The 24,388-nt window shown below is 69.0% G+C and carries 20 protein-coding genes; 13 read left to right on the top strand and 7 right to left on the bottom strand.

Annotated features, from left to right (window positions below; all coding sequences use genetic code 11):
• Window positions 1-6: 6 nt before the first annotated feature.
• Both K6T36_RS17720 and K6T36_RS17715 read right to left on the bottom strand, forming a co-directional pair.
• Complete coding sequence (locus tag K6T36_RS17720) at window positions 7-1,884, bottom strand: ABC transporter substrate-binding protein (protein ID WP_222923775.1); 1,878 nt, start codon at window positions 1,882-1,884, stop codon at window positions 7-9.
• Between the two features lie 165 nt (window positions 1,885-2,049).
• Window positions 2,050-4,182 carry a DUF7997 domain-containing protein gene (locus K6T36_RS17715; protein ID WP_222923774.1) on the bottom strand — a complete coding sequence of 711 codons (2,133 nt, stop codon included), beginning with the start codon at window positions 4,180-4,182 and terminating at the stop codon, window positions 2,050-2,052.
• Window positions 4,183-4,284: 102 nt separating this feature from the next.
• On the opposite strand from K6T36_RS17715, the gene K6T36_RS17710 reads away from it, so the two are divergent.
• The 4 genes from K6T36_RS17710 to K6T36_RS17695 all read left to right on the top strand — a co-directional run bounded on the left by K6T36_RS17710 (window position 4,285) and on the right by K6T36_RS17695 (window position 9,978).
• Window positions 4,285-6,654 (top strand): alpha-amylase family glycosyl hydrolase, encoded by a 2,370-nt coding sequence (locus tag K6T36_RS17710; protein WP_222923773.1) that lies wholly within the window; start codon window positions 4,285-4,287, stop codon window positions 6,652-6,654.
• A gap of 120 nt (window positions 6,655-6,774) precedes the next feature.
• On the top strand, window positions 6,775-8,106 hold the full coding sequence (locus tag K6T36_RS17705; protein ID WP_222923772.1) for a response regulator: 1,332 nt from the start codon (window positions 6,775-6,777) through the stop codon (window positions 8,104-8,106).
• Window positions 8,107-8,144: 38 nt separating this feature from the next.
• Window positions 8,145-8,711 (top strand): hypothetical protein, encoded by a 567-nt coding sequence (locus K6T36_RS17700; protein ID WP_222923771.1) that lies wholly within the window; start codon window positions 8,145-8,147, stop codon window positions 8,709-8,711.
• 166 nt (window positions 8,712-8,877) lie between these two features.
• The gene (locus K6T36_RS17695) at window positions 8,878-9,978 is read left to right on the top strand and encodes a TrmB family transcriptional regulator (protein ID WP_222923770.1); all 1,101 of its coding nucleotides are present in this window, start codon (window positions 8,878-8,880) and stop codon (window positions 9,976-9,978) included.
• Between the two features lie 94 nt (window positions 9,979-10,072).
• Here the strand turns inward: K6T36_RS17695 and K6T36_RS17690 are convergent, their stop codons facing one another.
• Complete coding sequence (locus tag K6T36_RS17690; protein ID WP_222923769.1) at window positions 10,073-11,668, bottom strand: SLC13 family permease; 1,596 nt, start codon at window positions 11,666-11,668, stop codon at window positions 10,073-10,075.
• Between the two features lie 83 nt (window positions 11,669-11,751).
• Between K6T36_RS17690 and K6T36_RS17685 the strand changes: the two genes are divergently transcribed.
• The 3 genes from K6T36_RS17685 to K6T36_RS17675 all read left to right on the top strand — a co-directional run bounded on the left by K6T36_RS17685 (window position 11,752) and on the right by K6T36_RS17675 (window position 14,835).
• Entirely contained in the window at window positions 11,752-11,973 is a 222-nt protein-coding gene (locus K6T36_RS17685; RefSeq protein ID WP_222923768.1) for a hypothetical protein, read from the top strand.
• Between the two features lie 182 nt (window positions 11,974-12,155).
• Window positions 12,156-14,231 carry a formate dehydrogenase subunit alpha gene (gene fdhF, locus K6T36_RS17680; protein WP_222923767.1) on the top strand — a complete coding sequence of 692 codons (2,076 nt, stop codon included), beginning with the start codon at window positions 12,156-12,158 and terminating at the stop codon, window positions 14,229-14,231.
• 160 nt (window positions 14,232-14,391) lie between these two features.
• On the top strand, window positions 14,392-14,835 hold the full coding sequence (locus K6T36_RS17675; protein ID WP_222923766.1) for a pyridoxamine 5'-phosphate oxidase family protein: 444 nt from the start codon (window positions 14,392-14,394) through the stop codon (window positions 14,833-14,835).
• 39 nt (window positions 14,836-14,874) lie between these two features.
• On the opposite strand, the gene K6T36_RS17670 is transcribed toward K6T36_RS17675, so the two are convergent.
• Window positions 14,875-15,174 (bottom strand): DUF7521 family protein, encoded by a 300-nt coding sequence (locus K6T36_RS17670; RefSeq protein ID WP_225935259.1) that lies wholly within the window; start codon window positions 15,172-15,174, stop codon window positions 14,875-14,877.
• Complete coding sequence (locus K6T36_RS17665; RefSeq protein WP_222923765.1) at window positions 15,171-15,557, bottom strand: winged helix-turn-helix domain-containing protein; 387 nt, start codon at window positions 15,555-15,557, stop codon at window positions 15,171-15,173. The genes K6T36_RS17670 and K6T36_RS17665 overlap by 4 nt, the downstream gene beginning before the upstream one ends.
• Window positions 15,558-15,668: 111 nt before the next feature.
• Here K6T36_RS17665 and K6T36_RS17660 point away from each other — a divergent pair, with 111 nt between their 5' ends.
• From K6T36_RS17660 to K6T36_RS17650, 3 genes are all read left to right on the top strand, one after another.
• On the top strand, window positions 15,669-16,820 hold the full coding sequence (locus tag K6T36_RS17660; protein ID WP_222923764.1) for a multicopper oxidase domain-containing protein: 1,152 nt from the start codon (window positions 15,669-15,671) through the stop codon (window positions 16,818-16,820).
• A 245-nt stretch (window positions 16,821-17,065) separates the two neighbouring features.
• A complete protein-coding gene (locus K6T36_RS17655; protein WP_222923763.1) occupies window positions 17,066-18,400 on the top strand; it encodes a hemolysin family protein in 1,335 nt (444 codons plus the stop codon).
• Window positions 18,401-18,595: 195 nt separating this feature from the next.
• Window positions 18,596-20,419, top strand: coding sequence for a formate/nitrite transporter family protein (locus K6T36_RS17650; RefSeq protein ID WP_222923762.1), 1,824 nt, complete (start codon window positions 18,596-18,598; stop codon window positions 20,417-20,419).
• A 29-nt stretch (window positions 20,420-20,448) separates the two neighbouring features.
• Here K6T36_RS17650 and K6T36_RS17645 read toward each other — a convergent pair whose 3' ends face one another.
• Together K6T36_RS17645 and K6T36_RS17640 are read right to left on the bottom strand one after the other, a co-directional pair.
• The gene (locus K6T36_RS17645; protein ID WP_222923761.1) at window positions 20,449-21,534 is read right to left on the bottom strand and encodes a TIGR04053 family radical SAM/SPASM domain-containing protein; all 1,086 of its coding nucleotides are present in this window, start codon (window positions 21,532-21,534) and stop codon (window positions 20,449-20,451) included.
• Between the two features lie 36 nt (window positions 21,535-21,570).
• Window positions 21,571-22,143 carry a halocyanin domain-containing protein gene (locus K6T36_RS17640; protein WP_222923760.1) on the bottom strand — a complete coding sequence of 191 codons (573 nt, stop codon included), beginning with the start codon at window positions 22,141-22,143 and terminating at the stop codon, window positions 21,571-21,573.
• A gap of 101 nt (window positions 22,144-22,244) precedes the next feature.
• Between K6T36_RS17640 and K6T36_RS17635 the strand changes: the two genes are divergently transcribed.
• The 3 genes from K6T36_RS17635 to K6T36_RS17625 all read left to right on the top strand — a co-directional run bounded on the left by K6T36_RS17635 (window position 22,245) and on the right by K6T36_RS17625 (window position 24,277).
• Entirely contained in the window at window positions 22,245-22,577 is a 333-nt protein-coding gene (locus tag K6T36_RS17635; RefSeq protein WP_222923759.1) for an Htur_1727 family rSAM-partnered candidate RiPP, read from the top strand.
• Complete coding sequence (locus tag K6T36_RS17630) at window positions 22,574-23,788, top strand: TIGR04347 family pseudo-SAM/SPASM protein (RefSeq protein ID WP_222923758.1); 1,215 nt, start codon at window positions 22,574-22,576, stop codon at window positions 23,786-23,788. Before K6T36_RS17635 ends, K6T36_RS17630 begins: the two co-directional genes overlap by 4 nt.
• Before the next feature lie 81 nt (window positions 23,789-23,869).
• Entirely contained in the window at window positions 23,870-24,277 is a 408-nt protein-coding gene (locus K6T36_RS17625; RefSeq protein ID WP_222923757.1) for a MoaD/ThiS family protein, read from the top strand.
• Window positions 24,278-24,388: the final 111 nt, after the last annotated feature.

The following is a 24,388-nucleotide window of genomic DNA, read 5'->3' as shown; positions in this document are numbered from 1 at the left end:
CGCCACCTACTCGTTGGCCGTGGACAGCTCGGCGACGAGATCGACGGGCGTGACGGTCTCGCCGTCACGCTCCTGATCGTGCAGGACCGGCGACTCGAACTCGCTCGGGAGGTTCCAGGCGTTCTGAGAGTCCCAGCTGTTGAAGATCCAATCGTAGTGGAAGTACGGGTACGACTGGTTGTAGGAGGCCCACCCCTGCAACCCGACGACGAAGTCGCCGTTTGCGTAGTCGCTCCCCCAGTAGGTGGAGTTGTCTAGCATCACGGACTCGGCCTCGATGCCGAAGTCCTGCAGATTGGAGACGATGGTCTCGACGCCGGTGACCCAGTCGGAGAACCCCGACGGACCCTTGATCGGCAGCTCGAGCGGTTCGCCGTCGCGCTGCCAGGTACCGTTCTGACGCTCGTAGCCGGCGTCCTGTAGCAGCGACGCCGCCTCGTCAGTCTGGGTCTCCCCACGGCCGTACGTGTCGAACTCGTCGGCGACGCCTTCGAGCCAGCCGCTTTCGATCTGATTGTTGAACTCGCCCGTGAGCCCGCTGGGATACGTGACCGGGATCTTCGACTCCGTCCCGGCTCCGGAGTTCTGCGCGGCGTTGTCCCGGTTGACGACGTGCGCGATGGCCTTGCGGACCCGAACGTCGTCCACCGGCTCCTCCTCGAAGTTGAACACCAGCCCCATTCCCCAGTGGCGAGGAATGAGACTGACCTGCATGGAGTCGGGGAGCTGGTTCAGCCGGTTCTGCGGCATGAACAGCGTCGCCGACCCGTCCGTCTCGTTGTTGATCAGGGAGTTCCAGCGGCCCTGGTTCTGCGGCTTGTAGAGGTACTCGACCTCCGAGTAGTTCATGTTGTCCGCGTCGGGGTGGTCCTCGTACTTCGTCAACAGCGTGCGCTGGCTGTCGGCGTCCTCGAACTGGAACGGTCCACAGCCGACCGGTTCGGGCGTCGTGTCGTTAGTGAGATCGCTGAGCGCCTGAGCGCGCTCGTCCTCGTTCGACGCCTCGTCGAGCGCCGCGACGAACTCGCCGTACGTTCCCTCGTGGGCGACGAGGTATTTCGGCTGGAGATACGCGAGCAGGATCGTTTCCGTCGCCGGCTCCGCCAGCGTGATCTCGACGGTCGTCTCATCGGTGGCGACGACGCGCTCGGAGACCGCTCCCATATCGTCGGGCGCGACGAACGAGCCGAGGCTCCCGCCGTTGTAGATGTCCAGCTTGACCTGGTTGGCCACGTCCGTCGCGGTAACGTCGTCGCCGTTGTGCCACGTCATCCCCTCGCGCAGCGACAGCGTCACCGTCTCCTCGTCGACCGACCAGTCCTGGATCGCGTACCCGGAGTACTCCTGGTTCGCGAGGTTGAACTTCATGAACCGGTCGAACAGCATCCGGCGGCCCTCCGCGAAGTTCTGACCGTTCCAGGGGTTGTACTGGGAGTCCTGCGGGACCGCCCACTGCGCGAACGTCAAGCGTTCGTCGTCGGAGCCTTCCTCGGCCGTCCACTCGCCCTCCCGCGGCAACCACTCCGTGGGCCAGTAGAGCTGTGTCGGGGTGCTGCCGGCATCGGGTACGTTCCAGTCGTCGGTCGACTGGAACGACTGCGCCAGCTTCTCCATGACAGGCAACACCGGCAGCGTCTGGTTGGTGATGTAGGCCAGTTCCTGGATCTTCCGCTGCGCCTCGCTGGTCGCCTCGACGGGCGTCGACGTCGCGGTCTCGGTGTCGGTCGTCTCGTCGCTGCCCCCGGTTCCGTCGGTCTCCGACTCTACGGCCTGCTGGCCGCCACAGCCGGCGAGGCCGGCGATCCCTGCGGCCCCAGCGGCGGTGACGAACCGACGGCGGGAGATCGGCGACCCTCGCTCGCGATCAGAGTGATCGTTCACCATGTTCGTCTCGGCATGTGGAAGACCCACACAATAAAAATACCGGATGAAGTTCTTCTTCATAGTTAGTCCTCCTGGGCTGGTAGGATACAGCTACCGAGGGAAGCGACCCCGATCGGGGGAGAGACGTACCGGATTTCGGCGGGGCCTACCGCGCCGATCCGGAGGTCAGTCGACGGCCGGGGCCGGCTCGCAGTCGGCCCCCGAAAGCGCCTCCTGTTCGTCGAGCAGTGCCGTCGTCGCCAGTCGGATCGCGTGGGGCCACCCCAGCGGCGTCGCGCTGTCGGGGGTCCCGTCGTCGAAGAACTGCTCGGGGAGGAACCCGCCGGGAACCGTGAGCGGTCCGTCCGAACCGACCAACTCGAGCAGTTCGAGCGAACGACGGGCGAACTCGTCGCTGCGGGCGTCGTCCGCATCGGCGAGGAGCGCGGCCACCTCGCCGGCGGCGTTAGCGCCCCACGCCGTCGAGACGGTCCAGATCTTCTCGTGACCCTGCCCGCGTTGGCGCCAGCCGTCGCCCTCGTACCGGACCAGGCCGGCGACCTCGCTATCGGCGGGGTCGTGATACAGTCCGTCGACCGTCGCGTCGACGTGGGAGACGAGTCGGTCGCGACGGACCTCGTCCACCTCGCCGATCGCCGCGTACGCCCGGTGGGCGTCGGCGAGCGCGAACGTCGCCGAGTCGAGACGGTCGTCGAGCGTGCCGTCGCCGCGCTCGCGCACCGCGAACGTGCCGCGTTCGTCGACCCACAGGTCGTCGAGCGCGTCGTACAGCAGCGCCGCGCGGTCGGTCGCCTCGACCGCCCGGTCGAACCGAGCCGACCCGAGCGCGGCGACCGCAGAGAACGCGTCGAGGAAGCGCGCGGCGGTGTGGGCGAACCGACCGCCGGCGTCCTCCCACGCGTTCTGACAGGCGACCGGGCGCCCGTCGTCTGCCAGCGACGCGATCATCCCGTCCAGGCCGTCGTCGACCGCGGCCGCGACTTCGTCGGCGAGCGGGTCGTCCTCGGGGAGCCGGTCGAGCAGCCGAGCGAGGAAGGCGACGACGCTCGCGGTCTGGTCGGCCTGATACTCCACGTCGTCGCCGGCCTCCATGCGGGCGTTGGCCCATCCGGGCGCGAGCGCCCCGTTTCGGGGCCAAACGCGATGGGGCCAGGTGCCGTCGGGAAGCTGCGTGTCGATGAATGCCCGGGCGCTCCGGCGATGCCAGTCGTCGAGGCCGAGGTCGAACCGCTCGTCGGCGCCCAGCAGGAACCCCGAGATCTCCGCGTCGTCGCGGAACCAGGTGTAGCCGTACCCGCCCGAGTGGACGTAATGGGGATCGAAGTCCGGCCCGGCGATGCGCATCCCCGTCGGCGCCGACAACAGCGACAGCACCCGCAGGTCGTCGACGGCGGAGTCGCCCCGCGGTACCTCCGCCGGGAGCGATACAGCGGCGTCGCCGTCGGCCGCGAGATCGGACAGCGCGGCAACGGAGGTCGCTTCGGCGAGCAGGTCGTCGAGATCGTCGAGGGCGGCCTCGCGGTCGGTCTCCTCGCGGTCGGTGAGCAGCGTTGCGACAGTCGCGGCACCGTTCTCGAAGCCGGTCGCGGCGACGATGTGGCCGCCGAGGTGGTCCTCCTCGCGGCGGTCGCCGAGCGCGTCGGCCCCGCGCTCGTGAGGATCGGAGGCGAGGACGGCGTCCGGGCCGGCGGGAAGCCCGCCGCCGATCACGTCGAGGCCGGCGGCGCCGGCGAGGAAGTCGCGCTCGCGGTCGTGAAACACCTCGACTGCGTCCTCGTGGTGGAGCTGTCCGACCCGGGCGTCCCGTCCCTCGGGCGCGAACGTACAGCCGACGAGCAGCGACGCGTCGAGTGCGTCGGCGCGGTCGGCGTCGTCGAACGCGACGCGCGTCACGTGCGCGTCGCCCCCGTCGGTCTCGACCGCGAGATCGAGCCGGCGCAGGGGCCCGACCGGCGTCTCGTAGTCGGTCTCGACCAGTGCCGTCGACCCGTGGTACGACTGGTCGCCCTCGGCGAGTTCGATCACGACGCTTCCGTCGTCGGTGCGTCGTACCGCCGGGTCGTCCACGTCGAGCTCGACCGGCGGGTCGTCGAGGCGCAGCGCGAACCGGGAGTCGGCGAGTCCGGATCGGCCGGAGAGCGGGTAGCCGAAGTCGCGTACCGTGCCGTCGGGCGCGACGTGGATCAGGCGCCCGCCGGCACCCGAGAACAGGCCGGCGGTGGTGCGTCGCTCGCCGGGGAACCGGGTCGGGTGGTCCCGGTTCCGTTTGTGGTCGTCGAGTGCGTCACGTAGTCGCATGTTCCGGTAGGAACGGCCACGGGGCATAATTCTTGTTGTAATCGTATTTCATTCGTTCACTAATCCGGAACGCTCAAGCGGCCCGGGGAAGCGAACTCGCCCATGACCGACCACACGGACGCCGACGCACGGGAGGGGGACCGTCCGATCGCGGACCCCCACGACCCGACGCACCACCCCGGACCGCCGCGCGCGACCAGCGTGGGCGAGTCGGTGGAACTGGCCCCCAGGAACCTCGACGCCGTCGTCGACGTGGGTCCGGACGGCGCGGCGACCGGGAACGACGGTCGCGGCCGCTTCTCGTGGCGTGTCGTTGACGCCCCTGAGGACAGCGGCGTATCGTTGAGCGACGGCGCCGTCGTCCACTTCGCGCCGGACGCCCCCGGCACGTACCGCTTCGAGTTGACAGCCCCCGACGGCGTCCACGCGCAGACGGTTCGAGTGTACCCCGACGAGCGAGCGGACGCGACGGTGCGGATCGCGAAGGCGGACTTCGACGTGCCGACCGCGCGGGTAACTCCCGACCGCGTCTCCGTGGCCGGGCCGTTCAACGACTGGAGCGTCGCCGAGGTTCGGCCGTACGACGACGGCGAGTTCCTGGCGTTCGATATACGCCTCCCGCCCGGCGAGCACATCTACTCGTTCGCGCTCGACGACCGCCTCGCCGACGGCGTGATGGGCGAACACGCCGTCCCCGGGCCGGGCCGCCCCAGACTCCACCTCGACGCGACGGTCGAGGACGAGGTAGTCGTCGTCTCGGCGGACGCGGAGGCGGCGCCCGCGGGTCCGAACCCCGAGTCGACGCCGGCGGGCGGGGCGCCGAACGTCGAGTGGCTGTTCGACGGCCGCGACGGCCTCTCGGCCGACCACGAGGCGGTCACGATCCACGGCGACACGCTCCGGGTCGACCGGGCGGCGCTCCCCGACGACGGGGTGGCACGCGTTCACGCCGTGCCCGCGGCGGATCGATACGGCGTGATGGACACCGTCGAACTCTCCGGGGCGGACTCCGCGTCCGACGGGACCCATGCGGGATCCATCGTCCGGCCGAACGACCCCCCGGCGTGGGCCGAGTCGCCGACGATCTACGAGGTGTTCGTCCGGTCGTTCGCCGGCGAGACGCCAGACACGACGTTTCGGGAGATCGAGCGACGCGTGCCGTACATCGACTCGCTGCACGCCGACGTGTTGTGGCTCACGCCGGTGCTTCAGAGCCCGACGACCCATGGATACCACATCACGGACTTCTCGCGCACGGCCGACGACCTCGGCACGCGCGAGGAGTTCGTGTCGCTGGTGGAGACGTGCCACGACCACGGCATCCGGGTGGTGTTCGACCTGGTGATCAACCACACCTCGCGGGACCACCCGGCGTTCCAGCTCCACTCGGCGGGCGTCGACGCGTTCGCGGACCACTACCCACGACGCCCGGCCGCCGAGAACCCCTCGGACGTCGAGTGGGCCGGCGAGGGGACCCCGTCGTTCCGGTTCAACTGGATACGGATCCCCGACGTGAACTACGACTCGCCGACCGTGCGCGCGTGGATGCTGTCGGTGATCGACGAGTGGGCCGACGTGGTCGACGGCTTCCGCTGTGACGTTGCCTGGGGCGTGCCGCACGGCTTCTGGAAGGAGGCCGCCGAGCGACTCCGCCGACGCGACCCCGAGTTCCTCCTGCTCGACGAGACGATCCCGCGGGATCCGTTCATGCACGAGGCGGAGTTCCACATGCACTACGACACGACGCTGTACGACACGCTCCGGGGCGTCGGTTCGGGGGACATCGACGCGGACGCCGTGCTCGACGCCGTCGACGCCACAGCGGTGCAGGGGTTCCCGCGCTCGGCGGTGCAGATGCGCTACGTCGAGAACCACGACGAGGACCGCTACCGAGCCGAGTGCGGTACCGACGCGTTGCGGGCTGCCGCCGCGGCGACGTTCACGCTACCGGGTGCGCCGATGGTGTACTACGGCCAGGAGCGCGGCATGACCGACTACCGCGGCGAGATGACGTGGCACGACGGCGACACGGAACTCACCGACTACCACCGGCGGCTTGCGGCCGCCCGCCGCGAACACGATGCGCTGCGCCAGGGAACCGCGGCCCGGCTCGACTACGAGGTCCGCGCCGGCGACGGATCCGGGGGTCCTGGCAGCGGCGGCGGGCTCGGGATCGTCGGCGGGGACGACGCCGCGGTCGGCGGCGCCGCGGGCCCGACCGCGGTCACGGCGTACGTCCGCGAGTCGGACGACGAGCGACTGGCGGTCGTGCTCAACTTCGGGGCCGAGTCCGCGACCGTCGACCTCGCGGAGCCGGTCGAACCGACCGACCTGCTCGGCGGCGACGATGTGAGCGCCGACGCCGCCGGAGGGGACGTGATCGACGGCGGGAAAGACGACACACGTGAGGGCGACACCGACGGGGCGTACGCCGTCCGCGTCGACGACGCGGTCGTGTGCCGTCTTCGTTGACTCCGAGCGCCGACCTCGCGGAGCCTATTCCTCCGGATAGCGAACGGAAACCGCGGCGGCGACGAAGTAGAGGGATGTCCGCCCGGTACTATTATTTCCTCCACCTCGTATCCAAACGGGATGACCGAGTCGGTTCGACTGTTGTACGTTGACGACGACTCGGCGTTCGCGGATCTCACGGCGACGTTCCTCCATCGGGAGAGCGATCTCCTCGACGTAACTACCGCGACGGGCGCGGACGAGGGGTTCGACCTGCTCCGGGAGTCCGCCTTCGACTGTGTGGTCTCCGACTACGACATGCCGGGGACGGACGGGATCGAGTTCCTCCGGGCGGTCCGCAGGGAACACCCGAACCTCCCGTTCATTCTGTTCACCGGGAAGGGAAGCGAGACGATCGCGAGCGAGGCGATCTCCAACGAGGCCAGCGACTACCTCCGGAAGCGGCCCGGAACCGAGCGCTACGAGCTGCTCGCCAACCGGGCGATCACCCTCGCGGAGAAGTACCGCGCGGAACTGCGCGCCGAGCGGCGTCGCGAACGGCGACGCCGGCAGCGCGCGGTCCTCGGCGATCTCGCCACCGACGAGACGATCATCGGCGGGGAGTTCGACGCCGCGGTCGAGCGTATCACCGAGATCGCCGCCGACGTGCTCGATGTCTCGCGTGTAAACGTGTGGCTCCGGCGCGACGACGACCGGCTCGTCTGCGTCGACAACTACGACCCCGACCGCGACGAGCACTCCCGAGGGACCGAGATCACGCGGGAGGCGTATCCGGCGTACTTCGACGCGCTCGAACAACACCGCCTGATCGACGCCGACGAGCCGGCGGCGGACCCGCGAACGTTCGACTTCGCCGAGGGCTACCTCGACGAGCACGACATCACCGCGCTGCTCGATGCGACGCTCAGATCACAGGGGGAGGTGATCGGGGTGCTGTGTCACGAATCGACCGACGAGGCCCGTGAGTGGGCCGACGACGAGATCCAGTTCGCGGGCAACCTCGCCGATCAGATCCACCGAGCACACCGCAACCGGGAACGGCGTCGCGACCGGGAGGAGATCGAGTTCCAACGGTCGTTGCTCGCGGCGAACCACGAGGCCGTCCCGTACGGGATCCTCGTGGTCGACCCGGACGGGGAGGTGATCTCCCACAACAGCCGCTTCCTCGACATCTGGGGGATCGACGACTCGGTCGTCGAGGCCGGCGACGCCGCCGCGGTGCTGCGGCGGACGCGCGCGGAAACCGAGTCCACGGACGGCGAGTGGAACCCCGCGGACCGGTTCCACGGCGAGTCCGACACGACCACACACGCACGGATCGAGACGACCGACGGCCGAACGATCGACTGCTTCACCGCGCCGGTCGTCGGCTCCGACGGGACTCGATTCGGGCGGTTGTGGACGTGCCGGACGCGTCAGGAGGACCGGGTGGACCCCGAACCCGACGGCTGATCGAACCCACTTTTCCCCGTGGGGCCGAACCCCTTCGCATGCACGACGCGGACGGCGGGGACCCCGGAGGAACCGACGGCGACGGCGCCGACGGGCGCGGGGACGAGTCGGACCGAACTGTCGAGGAGCTCGTCGAGTACTGCCGCGTCCAGGCGGGGTTGCTCGCGGGGCGCGTCGAGACGATGGCCGAGGAGGCGTCCGAGCGCATCGACGAGATAGACGAGGGGATCGCCGCGCTCCGGGACGATCTCGATGCGAGCGAGCACGACGTTGGCAACGTAGATGCGCCTGAGTCACCGGAAACGGCGAACTCGGTCGACTCCTCGGATGAGGAGGTCGCCGCCCTCGCCGACGCCGAGGCCGACCTTCAGCGGAAGCAGGCGATGGTCGAGGCGACCGAGTCACGGATGCGGCTGTTTCAGGAGCTGTCGACCGACTACCTCGAGATCGCCGACGACCTGATCGCCCAACTGGAGTCCGGCGAGGCGGACCCCGACGAGGCGGTCTCTCGGGTGGTATCCTTCGAGGCCGAACGTGACGCGCCCGCCTACTTCGAGGAACGCGAGACGCTCGTCGAGGTGGCCACCGCTGGCGACGAGGACTGACCCGGAGCTTCCACGGGTCGCGCGGTGTCCGTTTCAGGGAGCGGTGCCCAAGTCGCGACCGGTGACGAACACTGGCCCAAACCGTCGACAGTGGGTCGGTTGACTCCCGGACGCAACCGGGACACAGACCGGGAGCTATACGGTCCCCCGCCGGCCTGTGTGAGCCATGACCACGGACCCGGGCGACCCTCCGGACGCCGCCGTGAACGTCGACGTCGACGTGGAGGAGCTGTTGAAGCGGTTCGGCCTCTCGGACAAGGAGGTCGACACGTATCTGACCCTCCTCGAACACGGCGAGGCCAAAGCCAGCACCGTCGCCGAGGCGGCCGGCGTCTCCAAGCGGTACGTGTACAGCGCGAGCGAGGAGCTGGCGGCGCGCGGGTTCGTCACCGTCAACGACCACGTCACGCCGACGACGATCCGTGCGAACCCGCCGGGCGAGGTCGTCGACAGACTCGCCAACGACGCCCAGTCGATGCGGCCGGCGCTCGAAGCCAGGTTCTCTCGCGCCGAGGCGGCGACGGAACCGTTCGAGGTCGTGAAATCACGGGTCACGGTCGTCAAGCGAATCCGCCAGGCGATCGGCGAGGCGCGTGAGGAGGTAGCGTTGTCGTTCCCGCTGGACAGCATCGACGAGGTCGCCGACGAGCTACGCGCGGCGGTCGATCGCGGGGTGCTCGTCCTCCTCATCGTCACCGGCGTCGACGAGCCGAACGGCGACCTCCCGACGGACCTCGCGGGGATGACCAGCGCGGCGCGCGCGTGGGGACAGCTGATGCCGTCGATGCTCACCGTCGACAACCGCGCGGGCGTCATCGCGCCGGCCGAGATGCTCGAGCGGTCGAACAGCAGCCAACAGGCGATCGTCCTCACCCAGGAGCAACTCGCGCCGGTCATCGTCGGATCGTTCATCGGCAACTACTGGCCCGCGGCCGCCGAGGCGGTCGTGACGGACCCGGCGCCGCTGCCGGCGACGTACGGGAACTTCCGGCACGCGACGTTCCAGGCGGAGCTCCACCGACGCGCGGGGGGGACGTTCCGCGCACAGGTCGTCGGCCGGTTCGTCGACAGCGACGAACCGGTCGAGCTGGAGGGCGAGGTTGTCGGCGTGACGCAGGGCTTGGTTGCGCCGGCGACCAACGAGTTTCCGGTCCAGCACACGCTCACCCTCGACGTGGACGGCGAGCGGGTGACTGTCGGTGGTCCAGGCGCGTTCGTTGAGGACGTCGAGGCGGAGGAAGTCGAGTTGACGACGCCGTCGTCCTGATGTGGCATCGACGGACTGCGACCGACCGCGACGGCGAGCGCGGCCGGCGGGCGAACGTGAGTGAGGACGCGATGTCGTGAACGGGACCGGTCGGCTACCCGATATACGGCCACACGAGGAGAAACAGCGCGAGCAGCACGACGGTTACGACGACCGCGAGCACCACGTCAAGCGCGCTTCCCGCGCGAAGCATTTGGACGCGTCCCACGCGGCCGGTACCGAACGCGATGGCGTTGGGGGGCGTCGCCACCGGGAGGGCGAACCCGGAACTCGCGGCGACGCCGCCGGTGACGACCAGCAGTACGGACGCGAGGTCGCCGGTGGTTCCGAGGGCGTCGGCGTAGTGCGGCCCGATGTCGATGAGTACCGGCGCCAGCACGGCGGCCATCGCGGTGTTCGACGCCAACTCGCCCACCAGGATAGTCGCGACGACGATCACGAACACGAGCACGACGATCGGGACGCCGACCAGCGGTTCGAGCGCTGTGTCGGCGAGCCAGGAGACGGCGTCCTTCCGCGCGAGCGCGTCGGCAAGCGACAGCCCGCCGCCCAGCAGGATGAGCGTTCCCCAGTCGATCGACTGCACGTCGTCCCACTCCACCGTCCCCGCCACGAACAGCACCGGGATCGCGACCAGCCCGACGATCACGTAGTACAACACCCCCTGGTGACCGAGTCCGAACACGCTTCGGCCGGCTCCCCCGAACAAGGTCGTGTACCACTGATCTGGGAGCATCGGCTCGAAGAGGAAATCGGCCCCGCCTAGCAACCACAAGCCGGCGGTCGCGGCGGCGATGATCACAACCCGACGGCCTGCCGGATCCACGGGACCGAGGGACGCCAACCGCTCACGGGCGTGTTCGCGGGCGACCGTCGCGTCCACGGCCTCCGGGGGGTAGATCCTGACGGCGAGCAGGTACCAGGCGATCGGGAGGCTCACCGCGACGAGGGGAAGCCCGACGATCAGCCACTCGGCGAACCCGATATCGTACCCGAGGCGGGCCGACAGCTGCGAGACGACGATCGCGTTCGGCGGCGACCCGATCAGCGTGCCGACACCTCCGATGCTCGCGGCGTACGCCGTCCCCAACAGAGCCGCCGTCTCGATGTTCGTCGGCGAGTCACCGTCGCCGTCCGACGGCCGCCCCTCGATCCGGTTCCCGCCGTATGTCCCGTCGGCTTTCGTCCCCGACGACTCCAGTGGCGTTCCGACGGTCGTTCGGGCGACGCCGAGCGCGACCGGCACCATCATCGCCGTCGTCGCGGTGTTGGAGATGAGCATCGACAGTCCGGCCGTCGCGATCATCAAGGCGAGTACGAGCCGACGCGGCGACGTGCCGATCCGCGCCACAAGCCGGTAGGCGATGCGCCGGTCAATGTCGTGTTTCGAGAGCGCGGCAGCCAGCACGAACCCGGCCAGCAGCAACGCCAACACGGGGTCGGCGAACCCGACGAGCGCGCCACCGAGCGTCGGATAGACCCCGAAAACGGTCAACGCCGTCGGGATACACAGCGCCGTCACGGGTAGCGGAAGCGCCTCGGTCACCCACAGGATCGCCGCGAACGCTCCCGTCGCTAGCACGTAACGTCCAGTCTGAGAAACCGACGCTTCCCCCGGTCCCAGCGCCACGACGCCGGCGGCCGTGACCGCCACGGCGACGATCGTGGCGTCGACCCGACGCCCGGTCATCGGTTCCCGCGGGCGACGACCGTGCTCGACCGACGCCGACGGGCACCGACAACGTTGTATTGAAACGACACGAACGGTGGGGTATGGTGCTCAGACTGTTGTTGTTGGCGTTCGGGATCGTCGAGTCGCTCCTGCCGAAGCGGACGGTCGACTTCTGGATGGGTGTCGCCGCCGCCGACGATCAGGAGATCGAACTCCGTCCGTGGGTGTACACGGTGGCGAGGATCGAGGGTATCGTGATCGTGTCGTGGGTCCTCTCGAAGTGGCTCCGTGGCACAGGTGAGGCCGACGATTCCGCCCGATAGCGTACGCTCCTGCTGTCTCCAGTGATCGGGTCGGCTCATGGCAGCCCTCCGTGGGACGGTCCGGGCATCGCTGCGTTCGATTCAGTTCGGACCGCTGATAGTACTACCGTCGAGCGCCCGCCGGCCGTGGCGGAACCGTTCGTCTGAGTAACATATAGTACGCCCCCGGTCGAACGTCGCATATGTCCGACTCCGACCGCACGTCCGGCGCCGCCGAGAGTATCTGCCCGTTCTGTGGCGTCGGCTGCGGGATCGAGTACGATCCGTCGACCGACGGCGCCCGGGGGTGGGCCGGTCCCGTCAACACCCGCGCGGAGGTGTGTCCGAAGGGGGTCGCCGCGTGGGACGCCGTCGAGGACCCGGACCGACTGACGACGCCGCTGGTCCGGGAAGACGGTGAACTGGTCGAGGCGACCTGGGCGGACGCGCTGGATCGGATCGAGCGATGCTTCGCCGGGATCGTCGCCGCCGACGGCCCCGACGCGCTGGCGTTCTTCGCCTCGTCGAACTGCACGAACGAGGAGAACTACGTGCTCCAGAAGCTCGTCCGGTTGCTCGGGACGAACAACGTCGACAACTGCGCGAGGCTGTGCCACTCCTCGACGGTCGCGGCCATGCGCGACCGGCTCGGCGCGGGCGCGATGACGAACTCGCTCGACGACGTGGGCGAGGCCGACGCGTTCCTCGTCGTCGGCGCGAACCCGGCCGAGAACCACCCCGTCATCTTTCGTTCGTACCTCCTCCCGGCGATCAGGAACGGGACCGCCCTGATCGTCGTCGATCCGCGGGAGACCGCCACCGCCGAGGCTGCGGACGTCCACCTTGCGGTCCGCCCCGGATACGACATCCGGCTGTTGAACGCGCTGGGGGCGACGATCGTCGCCGAGGACCGGATCGACCGATCGTTCTGTGCGGACCGCGTGTCCGGGCTCGACGAGTACCGGACGTTCGCCGCCGGCCTCGACGTGCCGGCGGCGGCGGCGGACGCGGGGGTCGATGTCGGGAGCCTCCGCGAGGCCGCACGGACGTATGCCAACGCCGACAGTGCGGCGATATTCTCGGGGATGGGATTGAGCCAACATCACTACGGAACGGCGAACGTTCACGCCCTGCTGAACCTCGCGCTGGTAACCGGCAATCTCGGACGCCGCGGCGCCGGCGTCAACCCGCTCCGGGGACAGAACAACGTCCAGGGCGCCGGCGACGTGGGTGCGCTCCCCGATCTGCTCCCCGGAGCTCGTCCGGTCACCGACGACGCGGCACGTGCGGAGCTCGCGGCCGAGTGGGACGTCGAAGGGATCGACCTCCCCGCAGAGCCCGGACTCACGGAGGTCGAGGCCACCCACGCGTTCGGCGAGACGGTCCGCGGCGCGTTCGTCCTCGGCGAGAATCCCGCCGTCACCGAGCCGAACGCGACACGGGTCGCCGACGCCCTCGACTCGCTCGACTGCCTCGTCGTTCAGGACCTCTTCGTGACCGAGACGGTCGAGCACGCCGACGTGGTGCTCCCCGGGAGCGCGTGGGCCGAGCGCGGCGGCACCGTCACCAACACCGACCGGCAGGTGCTTCGGATGCGCCCGAACACCGTCCCGCCGGGGGACGCCCGCCGGGACCTGGAGGTGTTGTGTGAGCTGGGCAGCCGGCTGACGAACGAGCCGGGAGCGTTCACGTACGACCGGCCGGAGTCGGTGTTCGAGGAACTCACGCGCGTGACACCGCAGTACTCGGGGATGACGTACGACGAGATAGGCACGGACAGCCAGCGGTGGCCGTTCCAGGAGGACGCCGAGGCGGGGACGACTGTCCTCCACGAGGAGACGTTCGCGACCGGAGCCCGCCACGCACCGCTCCGGATCGTCGAGCACGTGGAGCCGGCCGACGCCGTCGACGACGACGATCTCGTCTTGACCACCGGTCGCGTCATCGAACACTTCAACAGCGGGGCCCTCACGCGCCGTTCCGACCGGCTCGTGCGGATGGCCGGTCCCCAGCGGGTGCAGATCCACCCCGACGACGCCGCGAACCGCGGGATAGCCGACGACGACCGGATCACCGTCGAGAGCGAACGGGGCGCGGTGAGCGCAATCGCCGAGGTGACACCCGCAGTCGGTCGCGGGCGCGTCTTCGCGACGTTCCACACGGCCGACCCCCTGGTGAACACGCTCACCGGCGACGCCCTCGACCCCGTCGCGAAGATCCCCGAGTACAAACACTCGGCCGTCAGGGTCCGCGTCTCCGGTGACCAGGATCGGTCGTGACCCGGAACGAACAGCCTCCGGAGGGTGACCTCCCGCGGACACTGGATCGACTGCTGAAACGGCATGGTTCGCCCCGGACCCGTCAGCCCTGCTCCGGGGTCCTCGGAACCGACGCCGCGATTGATGCCCGTGCCCGACGAGGATCCGAACGGCGATAGCGATGGACGTAACTGACCGGGTGTACACGGCGGGCATGACCGACGAGGAGGTCGACGAGCGACTCCGTGAGCGTCAGACGGGCGTGCTGTCGTTGGCTCGCGACGGGGACGCCTACGCCGTTCCGGTGGCGTTCCGGTACGACGGCGAATCGATCCGGTTTCGGCTGGGCGATGACGGCGCCAGCAGAAAGTTGGCGTTCGCTGACGCGACCGACACGGCGTGTTTCCTCGCGTACGGATACGAGGGGCCGGAGGACTCCTGGAGTATCATCGCGACGGGACCGATACGACGGCTTCCCGAGGAGGACCGGGACGCGACCACTGCGGCGGACCTCAACGACCAGTACGTTCCCCTCAGGGTGTTCGACGAGGCGATCGAGGAGACGGCTCTGATCGGCTACGAACTCGAGATCGAGGCGATCACCGGACGACGAACGGTTCGGTAGGCGGGCGGGCGTATCACGCCCGCGTGCCGGTCGTGGACTTCACTCCCGGTACAGGGAGTACGTGATGAACCCGAACCCGATCATGGTGAGGACGCTCTGGACCAACACCCCGTAGAGGATGACCGGCTCGGACCCGGCGATCGGAAGCAGGTCGCCGATGAGATCGACCCCGCCACCCAGCACGCTCCCGGCGGTGACGATCGCGAATCCCACCGCAAGCGAGCGGAGGGCGGCCGCCCGCGTCCGACGGTAGGCGGTCCACGAGAGGTACGTGATCGTCGCGCCGAAGACGAACGTCAGGGTCTTGGCGGCCGCGATGGCGATGGTGAGGTGGCTCATTGCTCCGCCCCCTTGCGGACCTCGCCCCACATGCTCGCGAGGCGGTCGGCGGCGTCCTCGGCCGGCCGTTCGATCTCGACGTCGAGCGACCGCTCCTCGGTCAGCGCGACGATCACCTCCTCGAAGTCCGTTCGGTACCGGGTCGCGTGGTGGCCGTCCTGACGGACCTCCACGCTCTCGGCCAACAGCTGTGCCTCCGAGAGTAGGTCGAGCTTTCTGTATGTCGTCGACATGGGGATATCACACTCCTCGGACACCTCTCCGGCCGTCAGCGGTTCGTCCAGGTGTTCGATGATGGTCCGGCAGTCCGGGTCGTCGAGCGCGTCGAGTACCGGCTGGAGGTCGGGTTCGGGGTCGGCCCCCGGCCGGGTATCGCGCACCATGAGTGGTTGTTTCGGTGTTCTCCTCTTATGATCCCCGGTTCCGGGACCGGATCCCAGTCGCTGGGAACCAGCGTCTCTCCCTTTTCGGGTGTGCCCCCAACGTGTTCGTGTATGACGCAGATCGGCGCTCCCGGTTCGGAGATGAGTCGACGCGAGTTCCTGGCTGCCACCGGCGCGACCGGCGCGACGGCGGCGTTTGCGGGGTGTAACGCTCCGACCGCCGCGAGCGGACGGACGGCGGTCGGGACCGACGCGGCGTCGCCCCAGACCGACTCGGAGCTTCCCACCACCTCGCCCCCGGAGGTCGTCAACGTCGACGAGCAGGGCGGGACGGTGACGATGAAGACGCTTCCGGCGCGTCACGAGGTTCACCCCGGCGAGGCGATGGGCGGGCCCATCGAGTTCCCGCAGGTGTGGGCGTTCCAGGCCGACGACCGCGACCCCTCGGTTCCGGGGCCGATCCTCCGGACCACCGAGGGGGAGGACATGACGGTCGTCCTCGACAACACCGACGGACAGCGGCCCCACACGCTCCACTTCCACGGGACGAGCAAGACGTGGGAGAACGACGGCGTCCCGACGACGACAGGGATCACGGTCAACCCGGGGGAGACCCACGAGTACGAGATCCCCGCGAACGTGCCCGGAACGCACGTCTACCACTGTCACTACCAGACCCATCGACACATCGACATGGGGATGTACGGCATCTTCCGGGTCGACCCCGAAGGGTACGAGCCGGCCGACCGCGAGTACTTCATGACGGTGAAGGACTGGGACTCGGACCTCAACCGGATGATGGCCGGCGAGGATGCCAGCTACTCGCCGCGGGACCGCCACCCTGACGTGTTCACGATCAACGGCAAGTCGGCGCCGCGGACCCTCCACCCCGAGGACGGGTCGCCGATGATCGTCTCGCAGGGGGACACCGTTCGCGTCCACTACGTCAACGGCGGGTACATGAACCACCCGCTGCACATCCACAACCACCGGTTCCAGCTGGTGGAGAAGGACGGCGGCACCATCCCCGAGGCGGCGCGCCACGAGATGGACATCACCGACATCGCGCCCGCGGAGCGCCACACCATCGAGTTCACGGCCGACGCCGACCCGGGGATCTACCTCATGCACTGCCACAAGGTGAACCACGTGATGAACGGCACGAGCTACCCCGGCGGGATGCTCACGGGGATCGTCTACGAGGAGGCGATGGACACCGACATCTTTGCACAGCTGATGGAGTACGCCGGCTACGAGGGCTGACGACCGGTTGCCGTCCCCGGGAACCGCGTCCCGAGCCCCCCACTCGCTCCTCGGTCTGTTCTCGCTCCCCCGTTCCGGTTTCGCGCTCCCGTCCCTCCTTCGCGTTCGGTCCAGTTTATCGGTTCCCGATGTCGCGTCCGGTGCCGGTCTGGTAATTAAGTGCCCCGCCGGCGGTGTGGTAGTATGTCGATTCGTCCGCCCGCCCTCGCGGGTACGCACGGTCGCCCGCGCAACCGGGGTGGCGCATGGTAGACGTCGTCTTCGCCGCCGGACGTCTCCTGGTGGCGCTGGTGCTCGTGGTGTTGAACGGCTTTTTCGTCGCCGCGGAGTTCGCCCTCGTCCGCGTCCGCGCCACCTCCGTCGACCAGCTCGTCGAGGAGGGCCGTGCCGGCTCTGACACGCTTCAGGAGGCGATGGGGTCGCTCGACGACTACCTCGCGGTGACACAGCTCGGGATCACCCTCGCCTCGCTCGGGCTGGGGTGGGCGGGCGAGCCCGCGGTGGCGTCCCTCCTCGAGCCGGCGCTCGGGACGGTGCTTCCGCCCGATCTCCTCCATCTGGTGTCGTTCGCGCTCGCGTTCGGCTTCATCACCTTCCTGCACGTGGTCTTCGGCGAACTCGCGCCGAAGACGATCGCGATCGCCCGCGCCGAGCGGATCGCCCTGCTCGTCGCGCCGCCGCTGAAGCTGTTCTACTACGTGTTCTACCCGGGTCTCGTCGTGTTCAACGGGACGGCGAACGCCTTCACCAGTCTGATCGGAATCCCGCCGGCCTCCGAGACCGACGAGACGCTGGAGGAACGCGAGATCCGGATGGTGCTGTCGCGAGCGGGCGATGAGGGGAACGTCGACGCCCGCGAGGTCGAGATGATTGAGCGGGTGTTCGACCTAGACGACATCGTCGTCAGGGAGGTGATGGTTCCGCGTCCCGACGTGGTCGCCGTTCCCGCCGACGCGACGCTGTCGGCGATCAGAGCGACGGCACTATCGGCCGAACACACGCGCTACCCCGTCGTCGACGCCGACGACGCCGACCAGATCGTCGGCTTCGTCGACCTCAAGGACGTGCTTCGTGCCGGCGAATCGGAGACGGCGGCGGACACCACCGCCGCCGATATCGCACGCGACGTGCTCGTCGTCCCGGAGACGACGCCGATCGACGACCTCCTGTTGCAGTTCCGTGACGAACACCAGCAGATGGCGGCGGTCGTCGACGAGTGGGGGAGACTCGAGGGGATCGCGACCGTCGAGGACGTGGTCGAGGCGGTCGTCGGCGACATCCGCGACGAGTTCGACACCGACGAGCGCGAGGCATCGATCCGCCGCCGCACCGACGGTGGGTACGAGATCGACGGCGGCGTTCCGCTCCGAACGGTCAACGACGCTCTCGGCACGTCGTTCCACACCGACGAGTTCGAGACGGTCGCGGGACTGGTGCTCGAGCGACTGGACAGGGTGCCGGAGGTGGGCGACTCGCTCGACGTGGACGGCCACGTCGTCGAGGTCACCGCGATGGACGACAGCCGGATCGAAACGGTCACGATCCGCTCGGCGTCGTCGCCGGCGGAGGGCGGGGAGTGACCGTGGAGGCTCTCCCGCGAGCGTCGCGGTCGCCGTCGCCGTCCTCACGAGCGGACGCGCTCCGTCCGTCGCGGCCACAGCGGGGGTCACGGCCGTCGAACCACGTAGCCGTGCTGACGCTCGTGCCCGCGTGTCCCCGCCGCTCGTTCGACGACGAAACCAAGATTCATTGTTCCGGTGTCGCTGGTAGGAATAATGGCTGATCCGCACGACGGCTCGTCGCCAGCGTCCGGCGACGACGGCCACGGTCACACGGACAACGGCGTTCCCGAGTCGGGATCGGTCGTTCCGGACCGCTTCTCCTCGGACGAGGTGTTCCAGCGGATCGTCGCCGACGCGGACCACGAGATCACCTCCGGCACCCGCGAGTTGTTCTTCGCCGCGCTGGCCGGCGGGTTCGCGATCACGATCACGCTGTTGGTGTACGCCTCGATGTACCCGCAGACGGACAGCAGCGTCGTCGCGGCGATGCTGTACCCTATCGGCTTCATCTACATCATCATCGGCGGCTACCAACTGTACACCGAGAACACCCTCCCCCCGGTCGCGTTGACGCTGGAGCGACTGGCGTCGGTGCCGTCGCTGTTGCGCCACTGGACGATCGTCGCGCTCGGGAACTTCACCGGCGGCGCGATCGGCGCGGTCGTGCTGGCGTACGGCGGCGTGTTATCCCCGGAGGCGGGGGCAGTCGCCGTGGACCTGGCGGCGACGGGCGTGTACGAGACCACCAATTGGGAGCTGTTCTTCAGGGGGTCGTTCGCCGGGCTGATCGTCGCGGGCGTCGTCTGGATGAACTTCGCCGCTCAGGACACCATCTCCCGGCTCGTCGTCGTCTACCTCGCGTTTCTCACCATCCCGCTGGGGAACCTCAATCACAGCGTCGTCTCGTTCACGGAGGCGGTCTACCTCATGCTCGTCGGCGACCTGGGATTCCTGTTGGCAATGACCGACTTCGTGATCCCGGTGTTGGTCGGCAACACCGTCGGCGGGGTCGTGCTGGTCACGATCGTCAACTACTATCAGACAACCGAAGAGCGCCTGGAGACCGCGCGTTTCGAGAACGTCCGCAGGCTATCGATCCGCGAGTCGCTGCTCGGGAGCCTCGCCGGGCGCTCGTACGTGCCGCTGTTCGACACGGTCGAGGAGTTCGTCCGCGACCCGGATTCCTTCCGGATCCTCGTGCCGATCACCAATCCCCGAACCGAATCCCGGCTGGTCGAGATGGCCTGTGCGCTCGCGTCGACCCGGGAGAAGGGAGTCGTCCACGTGGTTCACATGGTACAGATCCCCTCCGAACCCACCCACGGCAAACGCCGAACCGACCACGACCGGATCACCGCCGAGTCGAACAAGTTGCTCGGGGACGTACGCGACCTCGCCGAGCGCTACGAGGCCGACCTGGAGACTTCGACGCTCGTTACCCACCGCTCGTTCGAGGACGTCTTCGACCGCGCGAACCGCACCCGTCCCGACCTGGTGATGATGGGCTGGGCGGACGACGGAGTCTGGGCCTCGGCTCGGGCCGAACGCCCGATCGACGAGCTGACCAACCGCCTGCCGTGTGACTTCCTCGTCGTCAAGGACCGCGGGCTCGACTGCTCGCGAGTCCTGCTCCCCACGGCGGGCGGCCCCAACTCCGTGTTGAGCGCCGAGGTCGCCCGCGGGCTCCGTGAGGCTCTCGACGCCGAAGTCTCGCTGCTTCACGTCGCGGACGGTCCCGGGGACCGCGAGCGCGGCGAGACGTTCCTCGCGGAGTGGGCCGCCGAGAACGGACTGGAGGACGCCGACCGCATCGTCGACGAGTCCGGCGACGTCGAGGACGCGATCGAGCGGGCGGCAGAGGACAACACCCTGGTCCTCATCGGCGCCACCGAACAGGGGCTGCTCTCGCGGCTCGTCACCGACTCGCTTCACATGAACATCGCGGACGACGTGGAGGCCTCCCTGCTGTTGGCCGAACGGCCCTCGGACCGACCGCTGTTGAAGCGGCTCGTCGGGGCGGGCCGTCGCGAGAAGTAGTCCGGGAACGGGCCGGCGGAGGCGACGCCTCAGGCGTCGCCAACGCGGTCGGGCACCGGCCCGTCGTAGCCTTCCGGGACGTACGGACACAGCGGATCGGAGGCGAGCGGGTCCCCGGCGACCGCGTACGCCCGCGACCGGGAGCCGCCGCAGACGGCGCGGAACTCGCAGGCGCCGCACTTCCCCGTGAGCGCGTCGCGGTCGCGCAGCCGTTCGAACAGGTCGGCGTTCCGATACAGGTCCACGAGGTCGTCCTCGCGGACGTTGCCCGCCGATTTCGGGAGAAAGCCCGAGGGCGTCACGTCGCCGACGTGGTTGACGAACGCGAACCCGTCGCCGGCGCGGACGTTCGGCCGGGTCGCCGGCGACCCGGCTCCGGGAGTCAGCTCAGCCGGGTCGACGCCGTCTCGTTCGAGCCCGACGCGGGTGTGTTGGGGCGCCTCGGTCGTCTTGATCGCGAACGAAGAATCATCGGCGACGCTGTGGAGCCAGTCCATGACCGCGTCTGCCCGCTCGGGCGAGACGGGATCGAGCATCGCACCACGGCCGACCGGAACGAGGAAGAACACGCTCCAGCGCACCGCGTCGAGTTCGCCGACCAGCTCGCGGACGGCGGGGAGTTCCTCGACGGTCCGCTCACACACGGTCGTGTTGACCTGCAGGCCCAGATCCGATTCGCGGATCCACCGCGCGGCACGGAGTGTCTCCTCGAAGACGCCCGGCTCGCCGCGGTAGCCGTTGTGGACCGCGGGGTCGGCCGCGTCGATGCTGAGGGCGACCCGTCGGAGTCCGGCGTCGGCGAGCCGTTCGATGCGCTCACGCGTCAGCGACGCGGTCCCGCTGGGTGTGAGCGCCATCCGGAGGCCGATGTCGTCGCCGTGGGCGATCAGCTCCGCGAGGTCGTCCCGCTTGAGCGGGTCGCCGCCCGAGAGGACGACCACCTGCCCGTCGCCGAACTCCCGCGCGGATTCGAGCAGGCGCTTGCCCTCGGCGGTCGTCAGCTCGTCGGGATGACGACCGGGTGTCGCCTCCGCCCGACAGTGGTCACAGGCCAGATCACACGCGCGTGAGGCCTCCCAGACGAGAACTATCGGGCGCTGGCTCGTGTCGAACATGTGTGTGCGTAGTTCTCCGCGGGTAGCCCTCCCCGATCACTCGACGACCACGACGCCCTTCATCCCCATCGCCTTGTGCGGGGTACAGGCGTACTTGGTCGTCCCCGAGGAGTCGAACGTGTGACTGAACGTGTGTCCCTCCTCGGAGACCAACTCGGACTCGAAGGAGCCGTCCTCGGCCGCGACGTTGTGGCTGGACCCCTGTCCGGTCCACTCCCAGACCACGGTCGTTCCCGTTGACACCCTCACCGCGGCGGGCCCGAAGCCGTAGTAGCCGCCGTTGGCCTCCGTACCGACCTCGACGGTCACCTCGTCGGCGCTCGTCTCGTCGACGACGCCGTCGTAGTTGTCGACGTCGTCGAACCACCCGTCGAACGAGGCGTTCCCGGAGTCGCCGCCGGTGTCGGTGCCGTCGCCGCCGGAGGATCCATCGTCGCCGCTCGATTCCGGCGTCGCGGTCGGCTCGTCGGTGTCGGTGCTGTCGCCCTCCCCGCTTCCACCGTCACCTCCGCTACCGGCCGTACAGCCGGCCAGTCCGGTGAGTCCGCCAGCGGCCACGAGTCCGGTCGCGCGCAGTACCGTTCGCCGGTCGGGAGATCGGTCGGACATCACCTCGTCGTTGACGAGGGACTGATAAGCAGTTCTCCCCGGTTCCCACTCGTTGGGAGTCGTCGTGAACGCCGTATGGTTCGGCCGCCGTTCTCCCGACGATGGCAGACACCGATCGGCGAACGCGGGTCGAGGCGGCGCGGGCGGACGACGCCCCCGAGTGGGAGGTGTTCGGCCGCGAGTCGCCCGCCGACCCGCTCCGGCACGCGGGCAGCGTCACCGCGCCGTCCCCCGACGTGGCGCACGAACAGGCGAACACGCTGTTTCCCGACGCGTCGACGCTGTGGTTGATCCGAAGCGACCGGATCGAACGCTTCGCCGAGCGCGACCTCGGCGCCGAATACGAGGGTGACGCCGAAGTCGAAGCGGACGGGGCCGAACTCAACGATGATGCCGAGGACCGAGGCGACGTTGACGGGGGTGTCGAGTCGTGATCTCCGTCAGCAAGCTCCTGTACGACCTCGACGCCGAGGGGGACGGGCTCCGGTACGGCGACGGCGACTCCACGGCCGAACAGATCCGCGAGCGAAAACAGGAGCGCCCCGTCGTCGTCTGGAACGGGACGAAACGGTGCAACCTCTCGTGTGCTCACTGCTACGCGGGCGCCGACGTCGGCGCCGCACCCGGAGAGTTCTCGACCGCCGAGGCGAAGGGGATGCTCGACGAACTCGCCGACTACGGCGTCCCGGTCGTCCTCTTCTCGGGCGGAGAGCCCCTCGTTCGAGAGGACCTCCCCGAACTCGTTGCCCACGCGAGCGACGCCGGGATCCGGCCGGTGTTGTCGACCAACGGAACGTTGCTCACTCGCGAGCGCGCCCGGGAACTCCGCGACGCAGGCCTCGCGTACGCCGGCATCTCGGTGGACGGCCGCCGCGAGGTGAACGACGAGTTCCGCGGGCAGGAGGGTGCGTTCGACGCAGCGATCCGCGGCATCGAGGCATGTCTCGACGTGGGGCTGAAGACCGGGCTGCGCTACACCGTCACCGAGGACACAGTCCCCGACATGGAGGACGTGGTCGACCTGCTCACCGACGTGGGCGTCGACCGCTTCTGTTTCTACCACCTCGCGTACGGTGGTCGCGGGGTCCCGGACGCCGACATCACGCCCGAGGCGCGCCGCGACGCCGTCGAGCGTCTCGTCGACCTGACGCGCGAGTATCACGAGGACGGCGAGGAGATCGAGACGCTGCTCGTGGGCAACTACTGCGACGCGGCATACATCGTCGAGTACGCCCGTCGCGAGTTCGGTCCCGACCGCGCCGAGCGCGTCCGACGGTACCTCCGAACGAACGGCGGCGACCCGGCCGGCGAGCGGGTCGCCGACATCGACTATCAGGGTAACGTCCACGCGACGCAGTTCTGGCAGTCGTACTCGCTGGGGAACGTCCGCGACCGCCCGTTCGGCGACATCTGGGAGGACGAGTCGAACCCGCTCCTTCGTCGGCTTCGGGACCGACCCGACAGCCTCGGCGAGGAGTGTCGAACCTGCGCGTACGGCGACATCTGCCGGGGCGCCTCACGCCTGCGCGCGCTGACGGTCGAGGGAGAGTTCGGCGCCCGCGACCCGCAGTGTTACCTCACTCCCGCCGAGCGTGCGGGGGACGGCACGCTCGGAGCCGGATCGCCCGCGTTCCCCAGCGACTGACCCACGACCGGACCGCGCCGTCCCTTCGCGTCGAACGTGTTCGGGGCGGCGTTGAGGGTCTCCGAACGCCCAAGTTCTCCCATGAGTGTCGCCGACACCGACGCCCCGGAGCGCGATGACGAGCGGGCCGTCACCACCGTCGAGGTGAAGGGAACCGGGCGGCTGTACGACGCCCTGCCCGAGCACCGATTCGAGTACTCCTTCGAGGGAACGACGCTGCGGGAGTTCCTGGAGGCGTTCCTCGACGAACACGACGTCGCCGAGTTCCTCATCGCCGAGACGCCCGAGGAGGAGGTCGCCCACGGCTGGGCGCCCGCGCCCGAGGAGCTTCCCGACGACTTCACGGCGAACCCCGAGGGCGACCGAACGAGGGCGTACGCCCGGATCGCGATCAACGGGCGGTTCAACGAACACCTCGACGGGTTCGACACCGAGTTGGAGGACGGGGACCGGGTCGCACTGATGTACCCGTTCATGTACTGCTGCTGACCCCCCGAACTGTCGACGGAGGCTACGGGCTCGCCTCCCCGGGCTAGGAACCGACGCCCGACGGGGTTTTTACGGGCGCGTGAAGGTGTTCGCGGCCGCCCTCAGTCGCCC

Origin of the sequence: Halobaculum roseum, assembly GCF_019880245.1 — an archaeon.
GTDB classification, from domain to species: Archaea; Halobacteriota; Halobacteria; order Halobacteriales; family Haloferacaceae; genus Halobaculum; species Halobaculum roseum.
Note: the sequence above shows the minus strand (reverse complement) of the source record. Positions and strands in the feature narration are given on the sequence as shown.

Bases quoted from the DNA above. Each gene is read 5' to 3' on its own strand.
- K6T36_RS17710 (WP_222923773.1), top strand. From the start codon at position 4,285: ATGACCGACCACACGGACGCCGACGCACGGGAGGGGGACCGTCCGATC.
- K6T36_RS17660 (WP_222923764.1), top strand. From the start codon at position 15,669: ATGACGCAGATCGGCGCTCCCGGTTCGGAGATGAGTCGACGCGAGTTC.
- K6T36_RS17635 (WP_222923759.1), top strand. From the start codon at position 22,245: ATGGCAGACACCGATCGGCGAACGCGGGTCGAGGCGGCGCGGGCGGAC.
- K6T36_RS17715 (WP_222923774.1), bottom strand. From the start codon at position 4,182: ATGCGACTACGTGACGCACTCGACGACCACAAACGGAACCGGGACCAC.
- K6T36_RS17640 (WP_222923760.1), bottom strand. From the start codon at position 22,143: ATGTCCGACCGATCTCCCGACCGGCGAACGGTACTGCGCGCGACCGGA.
- K6T36_RS17685 (WP_222923768.1), top strand. From the start codon at position 11,752: ATGGTGCTCAGACTGTTGTTGTTGGCGTTCGGGATCGTCGAGTCGCTC.
- K6T36_RS17645 (WP_222923761.1), bottom strand. From the start codon at position 21,534: ATGTTCGACACGAGCCAGCGCCCGATAGTTCTCGTCTGGGAGGCCTCA.
- K6T36_RS17695 (WP_222923770.1), top strand. From the start codon at position 8,878: ATGACCACGGACCCGGGCGACCCTCCGGACGCCGCCGTGAACGTCGAC.
- K6T36_RS17675 (WP_222923766.1), top strand. From the start codon at position 14,392: ATGGACGTAACTGACCGGGTGTACACGGCGGGCATGACCGACGAGGAG.
- K6T36_RS17650 (WP_222923762.1), top strand. From the start codon at position 18,596: ATGGCTGATCCGCACGACGGCTCGTCGCCAGCGTCCGGCGACGACGGC.
- K6T36_RS17705 (WP_222923772.1), top strand. From the start codon at position 6,775: ATGACCGAGTCGGTTCGACTGTTGTACGTTGACGACGACTCGGCGTTC.
- K6T36_RS17690 (WP_222923769.1), bottom strand. From the start codon at position 11,668: ATGACCGGGCGTCGGGTCGACGCCACGATCGTCGCCGTGGCGGTCACG.
- K6T36_RS17625 (WP_222923757.1), top strand. From the start codon at position 23,870: ATGAGTGTCGCCGACACCGACGCCCCGGAGCGCGATGACGAGCGGGCC.
- fdhF (WP_222923767.1), top strand. From the start codon at position 12,156: ATGTCCGACTCCGACCGCACGTCCGGCGCCGCCGAGAGTATCTGCCCG.
- K6T36_RS17655 (WP_222923763.1), top strand. From the start codon at position 17,066: ATGGTAGACGTCGTCTTCGCCGCCGGACGTCTCCTGGTGGCGCTGGTG.
- K6T36_RS17700 (WP_222923771.1), top strand. From the start codon at position 8,145: ATGCACGACGCGGACGGCGGGGACCCCGGAGGAACCGACGGCGACGGC.
- K6T36_RS17665 (WP_222923765.1), bottom strand. From the start codon at position 15,557: ATGGTGCGCGATACCCGGCCGGGGGCCGACCCCGAACCCGACCTCCAG.
- K6T36_RS17670 (WP_225935259.1), bottom strand. From the start codon at position 15,174: ATGAGCCACCTCACCATCGCCATCGCGGCCGCCAAGACCCTGACGTTC.
- K6T36_RS17720 (WP_222923775.1), bottom strand. From the start codon at position 1,884: ATGGTGAACGATCACTCTGATCGCGAGCGAGGGTCGCCGATCTCCCGC.